The organism is Paenibacillus sp. SEL3, assembly GCF_054602585.1.
Window position 1 is genome coordinate 667824 of sequence record NZ_CM137725.1, and the last position, 14094, is coordinate 681917.

Genomic DNA, 14094 nt, shown 5'->3' on the forward strand with positions numbered 1-14094 from the left:
GAAGTCAATGTACCGCAACGTGGAGGGCTACAGCTATCGCTTAATCTTCGTATTTATCTTCTATTTCGCCAAGTATCAACCTTTTGACCGATCTGCATATTCATTGGAAGATTTGCTGATTTGTCTGAATTTCCCTGGGGTCACTTGCTTATGCTTGCGGAATACCCGAATAAAGCTGTTCTCATTTCGGTATCCAACCTGCTCTGCAATTTCTCCGATTTTCAAATGGGTTTCACATAGTAATGTGCATGCCTTTTTTACGCGTAATCCAGTCAAATAATCGTAAACGGTGGTCCCTGTTTCTTCCTTGAACATACTGCTCACCGAGGACACGCTCATGTGAACATGATCCGCAATTTCCTGAAGCCCGATGTTCAAATGCAAATGATGTTCCATATATTCGATCATCTCTTGTACACGCACAAAATCTTTGGACTGAATACGTCCGTGCCATTTTTCTTCAATATCAGTCAACATAGTGACCAGCAATACCTCAATGTCTTGAAGGTCTAGCGTCAGAATCTGATTCCAGTGGTAATCAGCAAGCTGATCCGGCGGCGTCACACTCTGAGTGGCACACCATTTCAGCAAATCTTCCAGCAATTCATGAACAAACAAGTAGACCTGGACTGGGGATGTTCTGTGGAGTCGAAGTTCTTCTACCCAGTGGCTGATTAGCTTTACACTTGCACCCGGTTCCTGCGACTCCAGGGCATGAATTATTTCCACACGCCGATCGTCCAACAATGTTGAATCCTGAATTTGCTCCTTTGACTGTTCATCCACTGTATTATCCTTTTTCACACTTAGGCTGCTGTCCATATTCGTGTATGAACGTCCATACCCCTCATACAAACGCAAATTAAGGGCCTCTTTTCCTTTTATAAAAGATGCCCGTGCCTCTTGAATATCCGTGACCATATGACCAATCCCTATAGAAATGGTCAAAGGAAGATACTCACCGACAACCTGAATCAGTCTATCAACGCTTTTGTGAAGCAAAATACTCTCTTGGAGGGCAGTCTCCGAACCAACTTCAACTTCATTCGAACTCTCGCTGTACTGTAACAGCACAATAAAACCACTTTCCTCTTCCGGCGAGCATACTGCTTTCCAGTAAGGTTCGAGCATCTCTAGCAAAATATTGTTCAGCGCATACTTGAGCAGCATTTTATCCTCTTCTGGAAAGCTTGCAGCCCACGCAGAATATCGGTCGATGGACACGATTATGACAAACAAAGAATTACCGTCCCAATCGGAAAAATACTGTTCCCATTTCATACGCATTTCCTGTATGCCCATTCTACGCTGGATGACATCTTCCATATATTTGGAACGCAGCTCCGGCAGGCTTCGCTCTACCACCAATGATTTGCGATGAAACTCTCCAACCAGTTTGCTAATCACAGGTTCCAGGTCATACAATCCTCCTTGGCGCGTTCCCTTATTACCCGAATTCAATAGGCTATTAATTTTTTTCATGGGGCGAAAAGCTGCATAGTTGTAATAGTAAACTGCTGAGCACCCAGCCAGTATGGAGATAAAGGCCAGCCACAGCATCATATTGCGCGCCAGCTTTACATTTTTTAGCAGCTTGTCCATCGGAACGAGCGAGACTAGACGCCAGCCCGTTACATCAGAAAAGGTTTGGTTCGCCATATATTCCATATTCCCTATCTCCACATAAGCATAGGGGCTCACATCCAGCTCTTTCAAAACCCTGCCCATATCATTTAAGGGTAAGGACAATCTCAGCTTGGGATAGATCAACTCGCCCTCCAGATCATACACGTATTGCGAGTTGGATAAATGAATATATAGTTTGGAGAAAAAACGGTCGTAATCCAGATTGATTAGCACCGCACCCATGACCTGACCATTCTCTACTATGGGCCTGGCCAGCGAAAGCAGCTCTAACGTCCCCTGCTCACGATCGGTGCCGTACCATCTCCGCTTAATCAACAACGGTTTTTTTTGAATGTCCTGAATCCAGGGAACCCATGTGGCATCCGGTGCCTGCTTCCAATCAGGCATGTAACCATAATTGCTGGATACGAGAGCATGATTGTCCAAAGAAATCACTTCAACCGAATAAATTTCTTCGTGTGAAGAAAGGGTTTTCAAGTATTTCTGAAGCCGATCTATGACGGAGGCGTTATCTTCCAGCGATTTCCTATTCGTTTGGACACGTACAAAAGCCTCTACATCCGGATGATATGCTGCATCCAGCGCCTTGTTATCAGACTCACGAAAAGCCCGATTGGTTACATCCAGATTGATTTGCAATAATTCTATATTGGGTGTGTTCAGCTCGGTATCCAAACCTTCACGGTATCCTGAATACGATAGCAAGCCGATCACGCTAATCACGAGCGACACACACAAAGTGAGCAGTAGAATCAGTCTTGTCTGTTTATTTTTCAGTATCAATCGAAGCTTAAGTCGCAACATTCCCGTAACTTCATCCTTCCGGACTTCGTTGTCCATCTTCCTCTTGCCCATATACGTGGTGACATATTCTCCCTAAATCTATTTGACGTAAGAGTTGGAATTCCCTGCCTATGTAAATCAAACTTAATAAAACTTCATATGAGTACATCATTAAAATAAAAAAAGAAGAAGTCTCCCTGTGTTAGGTAGAACTTCTTCTTTGGCTGCTTATATTCATTATTCAGCAAAAACAGATACTCGCTTCACAGGTTTTAGCTTGTCTTTTCCACCTGAAAACGATCCAGTTCCCGCTGCATTTCCTCGCGAATCTGACGAAGCTCTTTTACCTTCTCAGCCGATTCCTCAAATGAACGCTTCTGCTCTACCGTGGAAGCTGTAATCTCTTCGCTGCCTGCGGCGGATTGCTGAGTGATTGCGCTGATATTTTCGATAGCTTGCTGCACCTGTACGCTCAATTCTCGCGATACATTCATGTCCGTTGATAGCTTGCTGACTTGGCCGGCAATTTGCTGCACTTTGCCACTAATCTCTGTAAACGATTCTCCGGTCGAGGAGGTTGCCTTCTCCTGCTCACGGAACAGCTCCTGACTTTGCGCCACAGAAGTCTTCACTTTATCCATAGCCTGCGTAATACCGTCAACTGCGGTATAAATTTTCTTTACAGCAGACTCTGATTGATTCGCCAGCTTTTTCACTTCATTGGCAACCACAGCAAAACCTTTTCCTGCTTCACCCGCACGTGCAGCCTCAATAGAAGCATTCAAGGACAACAGCGATGTTTGGCTCGCAATTTCGGATACGTATCCAGTCATGGTTGTAATCTCGGCTGCATTAGCTTCCAGCTCCTTGACTGTCTGCTCCACTTCGGACATGGCTGAACGATTTTCTGCAACAATACGCAGTTGATCGCTCATGACCCGCGTACCCTGCTCAATGACACGCAAAGCATCCTCACTATACGCGGTCGATTGAGTGGTCTCCAGCAGATTCGATTCAAACTTTTGCTGCATCTCGTCCACAACACCAACTGTCGACGACAGATCCTCAGCAATTTTCTGACTGCCTATCGCCAGTTCCTCTGTTGACGTGCTGACTTGTGTCACAATTTCCTTCATGGCCTCATTATGGTGATCAATATCCCGAGCCATCAGATCGACACGATTACCCGCCTGATCAATGGAGAGTACAATGCTGCGCAAGTTCCCGATCATTACCCGGAAAGATTCATTGAGCTCGTCCAGCTCATCGCGTCCCTTCGTTTGTGCGAGCTGAACGGTCAGATTCCCCTCGGCAATTTGCTTTGCGGCATCCGTTAACTTACGTGTTCTAAGGGCAAGCTGCCTGGAGGTGTATGTATTATATAGCCCAACTGCCACCAGAAGTAAAACTGCACCTGCTAAGGCCAATTGCCAAGTAAAACGAATGCTCTTGGTCAAATCTTCTGTGTATTGGTCATAACGTGCCTTGGTCAGCAGATCCAGCATAAAAACATCGTTCTGAATCCCCTGGGCGCGCATGGCCTCCCGCTTGGACTCCGGACTGTTTTGGGTACTCATTGCTTTCTCCGTTGCTACTTTCAATTGGCTGAATTTTGTTTTAATCGTATTCAGTCGTTTTTGCTGTTCTTCGGTCTGCATCATGCCCTGTGAAAGCAAAGCAATCGTCTTTTCAGACTGAGTCAGTTGATTTTGCACATCAGCTTTGTTGCTCTCTGTCATGGAAGCAGAATAATTTTGCAACGCCTGTCCCGACTGAATCAAATAGGCATTGAGCTGCTGTACATTCAACATAGCAGGAACCAAATTACTACTTTGCGAGTTAATACGAATTAATTCAAAAATGATATATGCCACTAAAGCCAGACAAGCGATCAAGGAAATCATCGCATTCAGCACCAGTTTACCTTGCAGTTTCATCAGCTTTCATCCTCCGTTTGCGAAAATTTATTGGGTGGGAACAGTAAGTGTGCCGGATTTGATTTTTTCCTTTAAATCATCCAACAACTTTTGCTGATCCGGACTCAGTGTCACGACACGAATAGGCGCTAAACCTACGCCATCTTCTGCAAGACCAAACACCATATCCTTCTCCGTAAATTTTCTTTGATGATCTGCAAAGCCTTTGACTGCTGTATAAATTGCAATGTCTACATTTTTAAACATCGAGGTCACTACCGCCTTTTCCGCAATAAAAAACTGGTCGCTATCGACCCCGATGGCTAATTTTTGCTGTTTTTGCGCTTCCTGTAGCGCACCTACGCCCGTGAGACCTGCGGCTGCAAAGATAACATCAATCTGATCCTGATTAATCATGTCATCTGCAATTTTCGTACCCAGTTCCGGCTTTCCAAAATCTCCTGCATACGTTGCAGTAACTTTGGCATTAGGCTTGACTGATTGCACCCCTGCGCGGTACCCAATTTCAAATTTTTTCAACAGAGGAGATTCCGCACCTCCAAGAAAACCCACCTGTTCGGTGCGACTCGTCAAACCGGCAACGACCCCAGCCATAAAACTGCCCTCTTCTGCTTTGAAGCTAATAGAGGCCACATTCGGTAAATCTGATTTCTCATCCACGATTAAAAATTTACGGTCTGGGTATTTTTTGGCAATGGATTCCATACTGTCCTTCACCATATAACCCAACCCAATGATTAAATCCGCTTTTTCTTGAGCAAGCTGCTCAAAAGCCGCATCATACGTCTTGGTCTCCGTTATTTCCCGGTATTCAAAAACAATCTTCCCCTCATCCCGTGCCTTGACCAAACCTCGAAAAGCCGCGTCGCTGTAAGATTGGTCACCCAGACCAATATCTGACAGTACGATTCCCACCTTAATGGGTTCGGCCTTGGTTTGTACGTCTGATTGCCCACATGCACTTACCAATAATGCAAAGATCGTGACAATGGGAATCCACCTAAAAGTTAATAATAGAGCTCGTTTCTTCATGACATATCACCTCAACATAAAATGCAAATCCCCAACATCTTTATATCGGTTATAAAAGCATATTTTTTCATAAGAGTTTCTGTAAATTCATTGTTAATAGAAGTGTGATAAGTGTGATGTCTTTGTTTATTATGTAAAAAATGTATATTTTGCTTTGTTTTTATTATACGAACTGTCCAAATTCATTTATTTTCGTTTATACCGGAAGAATAAAGTGTAATTTGGAAAACATAGGTACTTTGAAACCATCACCCTATTTCAATCTGAAAGGAGCAACATTTAAAATGGCTTCGACCCATTTAATTCCACAACCCAAAACATATGGTCCCTTAGGAAATCTGCCCTTGATCGATACACATGCCCCTGTCCAGTCTCTGGTTAAGCTTGCTAATGAGTACGGTCCCATCTTTCGCATGGATCTGCCTGAAGGAACGAACATTTATATTTCCGATCATAAGCTGGTGGCAGATGCTTGTGATGAATCCCGTTTCGATAAGCAGGTGTGGGCTCCCTTACAAAAAGTACGAGCTTTTGCTGGAGACGGACTATTCACAAGCTGGACTGAGGAACCGAACTGGCGCAAGGCCCACCAAATATTGCTACCAAGCTTTAGCCAGCGGGCTATGAAGGGTTACCACAATATGATGCTTGATCTTGCGGTTCAGCTGGTGCAGAAATGGTCTCGGCTCAATCCAGATGAAAGTGTAGAGGTACCGGAAGATATGACCCGGCTGACTTTGGATACCATCGGATTATGCGGCTTTAATTATCGTTTTAACAGCTTTTACCGCGACCAGCCCCATCCGTTCGTGACCAGTATGACACGCGCACTGGATGAAGCAATGGGTCAGTTGCAACGCCTCAATTTGCAAAACAAGCTGATGTTATCGAAGAAAAAACAGTTTAAACACGACATCGAAACGATGTTCTCTCTGGTGGACAGCATTATTCAAGAACGCAAAACCCTGGGCAACCAAGGTGAAGAGGATTTACTGGCGCGTATGCTGGAAGGCAAGGACCCGGAAACAGGTGAAACGCTGGATGATGAAAATATCCGTTATCAGATCATCACCTTCCTCATCGCCGGTCATGAAACGACCAGTGGGCTTTTATCCTTTGCCATTTACTATTTGCTTAAAAATCCACGAATGCTAACTAAAGCCTATGAAGAAGTGGATCGCGTGCTCACCGATTCGCTGCCTTCCTATACTCAGGTGCGTGAGCTCAAGTACATAAGGATGATACTGAATGAAGCTCTGCGGCTATGGCCGACAGCGCCCGCCTTCTCGCTCTTCGCCAAAGAAGATACACTGCTCGACGGAACCTATCCGCTTAAAAAGGGCGACAGTGTAAATGTACTCATCCCGAAACTGCACCGTGATACCGAGGCTTGGGGTGAAGATGTTGAGGAATTTAGACCAGAACGCTTTGGGGACCCATCCGCCATTCCACAAGATGCCTATAAACCGTTTGGCAACGGTCAACGGGCCTGTATTGGACAACAGTTTGCCTTACAGGAGGCCACCCTTGTGCTGGGTATGGTACTGAAACATTTTGAGCTGATTGATCATACTCATTATGAGTTGAAAGTCAAAGAGACGCTCACACTCAAGCCTGAGGGCTTCACCATTCAAGTACGACCGCGTAGCACACAGACTGCCGTCATGCTGCCGGGTGCCGCTCAAGAACTTCATGAACAGGAGGAACAAAAAGTTGCAGCTCCTCATGCCGAAAAACATGATACTTCTTTGCTGTCTTTGTACGGCTCGAATCTGGGTACAGCTGAGGGACTTGCGGGTGAACTAGCCGATTTAGGTCGGAATTGGGGTTTTAACAGTAGCATAGCAACTCTGAATGAACATGTGGACCATTTGCCTAAAGAAGGCGTGGTACTTATTACGACTGCATCTTATAACGGACATCCGCCGGATAATGCTGATGCCTTTGTAGAATGGTTGAAGCAGGTAGACGAGGGCCAACTGGCAGGCATAAGGTACGCTGTCTTTGGTTGCGGTGACCGGAATTGGGCCAGCACGTATCAGCGCATTCCAAGGATGATTGATGAGCTAATGGCTGCCAAAGGGGCAAAACGACTGTATGATCGGGGCGAGGGCGACGCCAGTGGTGACTTCGAGAAGGATTGGGAAGTCTGGAATCGCGGCCTATGGCCGGAATTGCTGAATGCTTTCGGCATAGAGCACAGTGATACAGAACCACAGGACACCAGCAGTCTGAGCATAGAGTTTGTAAGCGACGTACTTAGCGCTCCTCTGGCGGCCAACTATGAGGCAACTACTGCCGTTGTTACCGCGAATCGTGAATTGCACGCTGCTGAAAGTGAACGCAGTACACGGCATCTGGAGATCCAATTACCAACCGGATTGTCCTATCGCGAGGGTGATCATCTGGGTGTTTTGCCGCGTAATCCTGCTTCGTTGGCGAATAGAGTAATGCAACGCTTTAAGTTACAGGATCAAGACTACATCGTATTGAGAGGCAGTGACCGGGATGCGGCGCATCTCCCCTTAGATCGGCCTGTCAGCGTAGGAGATTTGCTCACTCTCAGTGTGGAACTGCAAGAACCGGCAACGAGAGCCCAGCTACGGCAACTAGCATCCTTTACAGTGTGTCCACCGCACAAGAAAGAAATCGAAGCTTTGCTAGAGGATGCTACCTTTGATCAAGAGATACGACAGAAGCACGTCACGATGCTGGATATTCTGGAGAAGTATCCAGCCTGCGAGCTGCCATTTGAAAACTTTATCTCGCTGTTACCTCCACTCAAGCCTAGGTACTACTCCATCTCAAGCTCTCCGCTTGAATCGGAGAATTCAGCGAGTATAACCGTGGGCGTCGTGCGTGGACCAGCCCGTAGCGGACAGGGCGAATACCTGGGAATTGCCTCCAACTATTTGGCGCAGCTCCAACCAGATGATCCAATTGTCATTTTTGTGCGTAAGCCTCAGTCGGGCTTCCGTTTGCCGGAAGATCCGACGGTGCCTGTCATCATGGTCGGTCCAGGTACTGGAGTGGCACCATTCCGCGGATTCCTCCAAACCCGCCATGTACTTAAAGAAAGAGGGGAACAGCTCGGCGAGGCTCACCTATACTATGGCTGCCGTAATCCTAAGCTTGACTATCTGTACAAGCAAGAGCTGCAAGCCTGGGAGCAGGAAGGAATCGTTACGCTTCATACAGCCTTTTCACGTCTGCCCGATCAACCCAAAAGATACGTGCAGCATGTCATGAAAGAAGATGCGGACACTCTGATTCACTTGCTTGATGAAGGAGCGCATCTATATGTATGCGGTGATGGTAGCCGGATGGCTCCCGATGTAGAAAACACCCTTTGTGCTGCTTACGCGGAAGCACACCATACCAGTAAAGAAGAAGCACAGCAATGGTTGGATCGTCTCCAACAGGAAAAACGCTATGCCAAGGATGTCTGGACAGGCATCTAATGATAACAGTATAAGAACAAGCACCATGTTAAAAAATAAAAGGGACTGATTACTGGCCTTCAAACTCGTCGCCAGTAGTTCAGTCCCTTTTATGATTATCTTTCACTCCATTTGGAAGCAATCACATCTACTTTACTTTCTAATAGGTCCATAACCTCCTCGCGGTGCCTAGCCTTGAATAAATCTATGATGTCGATCAAGTCGTTGCGATCTAATAATTTAACCCCGTTGACAGCAGCAAGTGTTTTACAAGATTCCGTATAACGGCCGGAGGTGATAACGATAGACTTGTCGGCCGCATAATAACGCATAGAGGTGTAAATTTCCTGTACTGCTCCCAAGCCCACCGGATGTTGTACGCCATAACGTTTGGCCTGTATGACAACTCTGACGCCTTCACGGTCTGTAAAAACCAGATCCGCTCCAAAATCCCGGCTACTGGTTGTTTTATAGATGTCCTTATAGCCAAGCGCGGATAATAACCGTTGCAAATAAAGCTCAAATTCCGAGCCATCCTCCATACGATCTATATCCTGAATTCCAATTTTGCGTGGGTCCAGATCACGTAAAATCCGATTTCTGCGACCACGTATCAGTCCTCTGATGATGAGCGCAAACAACACCAAAAGTACAATGAGTCCTATTCCTAATTCCTTGTATGCCAATAATTTTTCTAGCAACACCCAACTCTCCCTTTTCTACCGTAAGCGTAGCCGTATCATCCTTAACAGGGAACTCCCCTATGCACGCTGGCTCCCGTATTACATCTCTCTTATCACCATAACAATAGCCCCGCCAGATTCGACGGGGCTATCTTCGTCTTGCCTCAAAGCTATCTAAATTCCATACTCCGTATCATTATTCGCGATTCAGCAAAGATTCTCCGGCAATACCAGGCTGAGTCATTTGGTACGGGTCCAATATAATGTCCAACTCTTCCTCGGTCAGTACATTATACAGCAGGCACAGCTCGCGCACCGATTTCCCCGTCGTAATTGCTTCGCGGGCAATGCGTGATACTACCTCATATCCAAGGTGGGGATTGAGTGCTGTAATAATACCTACACTGTTCTCCACATATTCACGGCACCGCTCCACATTTGCTTCAATTCCTTCTACACAATGTATACGGAAAACGTGGAAGCCCTGCTTCATAATTTCCAGCGATTGCAGCAGATTGTAGACAAGCACAGGCTCCATCACGTTCAGCTCCAGCTGACCCGCCTCTGAAGCCAGGCAGATCGTATGATCATTACCAATGACCTGAAATGCAATTTGGTTAATGACCTCACACATCACCGGATTTACCTTGCCTGGCATAATGGATGACCCTGGCTGACGAGCAGGCAGACTCAGTTCTCCCAGACCTGCACGAGGTCCGGAAGCCATTAAGCGGATGTCATTTGCCACCTTAGACATATTCATCATACAAATTTTCAAGGCGGCAGACACTTCGGTATAAGCATCCGTATTTTGTGTGGCATCTACAAGATTTTCGTCAGCTTCCACAGGGAAGCCACTGACGTCTGCCAGTACCTCTGCAACACGCTGAATATAACGACGGTCTGCATTCAGGCCAGTACCCACCGCAGTTGCACCCATATTAATCGTTAGCAGGTGCTGCTTGGTCGCACGCACGCGTCCGATATCACGACCCAGCACACGCGCATAAGCCTGAAACTCCTGTCCTAATCGGATTGGCACTGCATCCTGCAAGTGGGTTCTACCCATCTTAATCACACTATCAAACTCATTGGCCTTGCGGGAAAATGCCTCCTGAAGCTCACTCATGGTATCCAACAGTTTATCAATCATGCTTAATACAGCCAAGTGTACGGCTGTAGGAAAAGCATCGTTCGTCGATTGCGCCATATTAACATGATTATTAGGACTGATCTCCTGATAATCTCCGCGTTGCTTGCCAATCAGCTCCAACGCGCGGTTCGCAATCACTTCATTTGTATTCATATTAATGGACGTGCCTGCGCCGCCCTGAATGGGATCGACGATGAAATGATCATGCAACTGTCCTTGTATAATCTCATCAGCAGCCTGAATAATGGCCTCTGCTTTGGGGCGGTGTAAACGGGTTAGTTCCATATTTACCGTCGCTGCTCCCTTTTTCACGATCGCCATGGCTTTAATCAACTCAGGGTGCAGTCGTTGGCCTGTAATTGGAAAATTTTCTTTTGCCCTCAGCGTTTGTACACCGTAATAGGCATCTAATGGTACTTCCTTGGTACCTAAAAAATCATGCTCCAACCTCATATTCTCTGATTCCTCCGCTGTGTTTGCTACGTTCTTCAATTCAGTACAGCCAAATTGACATAAAAAGACCTCTTCTGATCCCCTCTTCATTATACGTTCCGATTCCCGTGCTTTACCAGTCGAATAAACGCGGAAAAAGGTTATGTAATCCTATGACAAGTTATGATTACCCGTATATACCAGGGTTATTCGGCAAATGCTCCGCTATGACTGGAATACGGATTTAATGGCTTATAATAATATCGAGTGGCATGCAGTTGACCATCGGCTGATTGAGCGTAATCCGGAATAACACCAGCTTCCACGAACCCGATCGACTCGTATAGTCCATTGGAGGGATCACCCACCCGCGTATCTAGCACCAGTAACGTTCTACCCTGACTTAGTGCCTCTTCTTCCGCTGCCTTCATTAACTGACGTGCGATCCCAAGCCTGCGCCCGGACGGATGTACCATAAGCTTTGCAATTTCCGCACGATGAATAGCGTTAGCTTTTTGAGCCAAATGAAGCTGGACCGTCCCTACAGGTACTTCGTCCTTCTCGGCAATCCACAGAACTACGCCATCCTCAAGTACATTATTCCAATAAGCTGCTGCTTCCTGATAACCTAATGGAGGTAAGAAACCTATAGATGCACCGTCTGCAACCACGTCGATTAACAGTCGACTCAGTGAATCTGTCAGGGCTTCGTTCAGAGCTTGAACAGGGTAAACTCTCACTTCGTTAGACATTGTGATTCCTCCCGGTGAGTTCGATAACATACAATAAAGAAAGTAAACTATCTTTTTAGGATAGCTTACTTTCCATGGTACTTTGTTTACTACTTAATCACCCTTACTTCTATTACTGCTCTGCCATATAAAAGAACTCCCACAAATGACCATCCAAATCCTGAAAGCTCCATCCATACATAAAACCATGATCTTGAGGTTCATTCGAGGGCTGGCCGCCTGCTTCCAAAGCCTTGCGAACGATCTCGTTCACCTTTTCTCGGCTCTCCACCGATAGAGCAACAATCGCTTCTGTGCTTTTCGTGGCATCTGAAATTTCCTTTGTAGTGAACGCTTTAAAACGTTCTTCAACCAATAGCATGACAAAAATATGCTCACTAACAACCATGCAGGTTGCATGTTCATCAGTGAACTGAGCGTTAAATTCAAATCCAATTGTAGTGAAAAAATCAATGGAGTGCTGTAGGTTTTTAACTGGTAAATTCACAAAAATTTGTTTAGCTGTTACTCCCACGATGCTTCACCTCTTCATTCTACTTTATCATACGACTTCTCCACAAAAGATAACTTAACTACCTCACAAAGTCAATCAATCTGACATTTGCAATTAAACTAACAACTCTTACCTTGTCCCTTAGCTTGCTTTACACCAAGAATAGGCTTGTACAACAAAATGGCTTCAGATGTTTTTTCATCCTGATCCACTTGATCATCCACTCTTGGATTTAGAAGCTGTTCCCTTCCCCAATTTAGCCATGATTACGCTTACAAACATATCCTATATTTAAGATACCACAAATTAGCCAATTTAGTACTTAAATTATGTAAAAATGAATTCCTCTTGCCGTAGCGTAATCAGATCATATTATTGTAAACTTGTTCTAATACAGAAAAAGGTGGCACACACGCTATGGAGCATTTGCTTAACGATCAGGTCAAAAATATTCAAATCAGCGGCATCCGCAAAATCGCAAATAAAGTTGCCGCATTACCCGGAACGCTCTCCTTAACGATTGGACAGCCGGATTTCCCTACCCCTGCGCATATTATGGAAGCTGCCCATCGGGCGATTAACGAAGGACGCACCTCCTATACACCTAATCCGGGACTGCCGGAATTACGAGAAGCCGCAGCGGCGTTTGTAGCCCGTAAATACGGCCTAAATTACCGTGGACAGGATGAGGTTATCGTAACGAACGGAGCCAGTGAAGCGCTGGATATTACCTTACGCACGATTTTGTCACCCGGTGATGAAGTCATTCTACCCGTGCCAATCTACCCAGGGTACGAGCCATTGATCCGTTTGTCAGGCGGCATTCCTGTGTTTGCCGATACCCGCAGTAGCGGATTCAAGCTCACAGCCGAGGTGCTGGAGCCTTATCTGACCGAACGGACAAAAGCAGTCATTCTCGGATATCCTTCGAATCCGACCGGGCGAGTGATGAGCCGCGAAGAACTGGAAGCGGTCGCCGATTTACTGAAGGAGCGCGATCTGTTTATCATTTCGGACGAAATATACAGCGAACTGATTTACGATACCCCCCACGTGTCCATTGCAGCTCTTCCAGGTATGCGGGAGCGCACCATCGTCATTAACGGTCTGTCCAAATCACATTCCATGACGGGATGGCGTATTGGTTTTACACTTGCACCCGCTGAAATTACACAGCACATGGTCAAAGTCCATCAGTACAACGTGACCTGCGCTAGCTCAATTAGCCAATATGCAGCACTCGAAGCCCTGACCGTCGGGGTGGATGATGCACTTCCGATGCGCGAGGAGTACCGCCGACGTCGCGACTATGTACACGGAAGACTGACTGATATGGGAATTCCACTAGAGAAGCCTGAGGGAGCCTTTTATCTTTTCCCTTCCATCGCCCATTTTGGATTAAGCTCGATGGGTTTTACCTTGAAGCTGCTGGAAGAGCATGGAGTGGCTGTAGTACCTGGAGATGCCTTTTCTTCCTATGGCGAAGGATACGTTCGCTTGTCCTATGCTTACGGACAGGATGTGCTGGAGCAAGGATTGGATAAAATAGAGAAGTTTGTTAGAGGAATGGTGAGGGGTTAAGGTGGTTAGAGGCGCTACGCAGTCCATTTGATCTTCCGATCGCTGTTGCTGGGGGATTCTTGAATTGGATAAAACATTTATAGGTAAGAATCCCGCCACAAAAGCGAACGCTGCCGCTTCTCCAGATTCAAATGACCCGCTTCGCTCACTGCCCACCTTAA

The 14094-nt window shown here is 46.1% G+C and carries 8 protein-coding genes and 1 pseudogene; 2 read left to right on the forward strand and 7 right to left on the reverse strand.

The window, feature by feature from the left end; genetic code table 11:
* Positions 1-40: 40 nt before the first annotated feature.
* The 3 genes and pseudogenes from ACYCS5_RS03240 to ACYCS5_RS03250 all read right to left on the reverse strand — a co-directional run bounded on the left by ACYCS5_RS03240 (position 41) and on the right by ACYCS5_RS03250 (position 5399).
* Positions 41-2487 (reverse strand): annotated as a pseudogene (locus ACYCS5_RS03240) (AraC family transcriptional regulator).
* Between the two features lie 215 nt (positions 2488-2702).
* The gene (locus ACYCS5_RS03245; RefSeq protein ID WP_029515425.1) at positions 2703-4367 is read right to left on the reverse strand and encodes a methyl-accepting chemotaxis protein; all 1665 of its coding nucleotides are present in this window, start codon (positions 4365-4367) and stop codon (positions 2703-2705) included.
* A 27-nt stretch (positions 4368-4394) separates the two neighbouring features.
* Positions 4395-5399: a BMP family lipoprotein gene (locus ACYCS5_RS03250; RefSeq protein ID WP_029515426.1), complete on the reverse strand. Its 1005-nt coding sequence runs from the start codon at positions 5397-5399 to the stop codon at positions 4395-4397.
* Between the two features lie 284 nt (positions 5400-5683).
* Between ACYCS5_RS03250 and ACYCS5_RS03255 the strand changes: the two genes are divergently transcribed.
* Entirely contained in the window at positions 5684-8860 is a 3177-nt protein-coding gene (locus ACYCS5_RS03255) for a bifunctional cytochrome P450/NADPH--P450 reductase (RefSeq protein WP_342425051.1), read from the forward strand.
* A 95-nt stretch (positions 8861-8955) separates the two neighbouring features.
* Here the strand turns inward: ACYCS5_RS03255 and ACYCS5_RS03260 are convergent, their stop codons facing one another.
* The 4 genes from ACYCS5_RS03260 to ACYCS5_RS03275 all read right to left on the reverse strand — a co-directional run bounded on the left by ACYCS5_RS03260 (position 8956) and on the right by ACYCS5_RS03275 (position 12373).
* Positions 8956-9543 carry a restriction endonuclease gene (locus ACYCS5_RS03260; RefSeq protein ID WP_029515428.1) on the reverse strand — a complete coding sequence of 196 codons (588 nt, stop codon included), beginning with the start codon at positions 9541-9543 and terminating at the stop codon, positions 8956-8958.
* Between the two features lie 175 nt (positions 9544-9718).
* Positions 9719-11128 carry an aspartate ammonia-lyase gene (aspA, locus tag ACYCS5_RS03265; protein ID WP_029515429.1) on the reverse strand — a complete coding sequence of 470 codons (1410 nt, stop codon included), beginning with the start codon at positions 11126-11128 and terminating at the stop codon, positions 9719-9721.
* 185 nt (positions 11129-11313) lie between these two features.
* Positions 11314-11859, reverse strand: a complete 546-nt coding sequence (locus ACYCS5_RS03270) for a GNAT family N-acetyltransferase (RefSeq protein ID WP_069010415.1) — start codon at positions 11857-11859, stop codon at positions 11314-11316.
* A gap of 112 nt (positions 11860-11971) precedes the next feature.
* On the reverse strand, positions 11972-12373 hold the full coding sequence (locus ACYCS5_RS03275; protein WP_029515431.1) for a VOC family protein: 402 nt from the start codon (positions 12371-12373) through the stop codon (positions 11972-11974).
* Between the two features lie 396 nt (positions 12374-12769).
* Between ACYCS5_RS03275 and ACYCS5_RS03280 the strand changes: the two genes are divergently transcribed.
* Positions 12770-13933 carry an aminotransferase A gene (locus tag ACYCS5_RS03280; RefSeq protein ID WP_459760785.1) on the forward strand — a complete coding sequence of 388 codons (1164 nt, stop codon included), beginning with the start codon at positions 12770-12772 and terminating at the stop codon, positions 13931-13933.
* The last annotated feature ends 161 nt before the right edge of the window (positions 13934-14094 follow it).

Excerpts from the sequence above, each read along its gene's own strand:
- ACYCS5_RS03245 (WP_029515425.1), bottom strand. The coding sequence starts at position 4,367 with ATGAAACTGCAAGGTAAACTGGTGCTGAATGCGATGATTTCCTTGATC.
- ACYCS5_RS03250 (WP_029515426.1), bottom strand. The coding sequence starts at position 5,399 with ATGAAGAAACGAGCTCTATTATTAACTTTTAGGTGGATTCCCATTGTC.
- ACYCS5_RS03255 (WP_342425051.1), top strand. The coding sequence starts at position 5,684 with ATGGCTTCGACCCATTTAATTCCACAACCCAAAACATATGGTCCCTTA.
- aspA (WP_029515429.1), bottom strand. The coding sequence starts at position 11,128 with ATGAGGTTGGAGCATGATTTTTTAGGTACCAAGGAAGTACCATTAGAT.
- ACYCS5_RS03270 (WP_069010415.1), bottom strand. The coding sequence starts at position 11,859 with ATGTCTAACGAAGTGAGAGTTTACCCTGTTCAAGCTCTGAACGAAGCC.
- ACYCS5_RS03280 (WP_459760785.1), top strand. The coding sequence starts at position 12,770 with ATGGAGCATTTGCTTAACGATCAGGTCAAAAATATTCAAATCAGCGGC.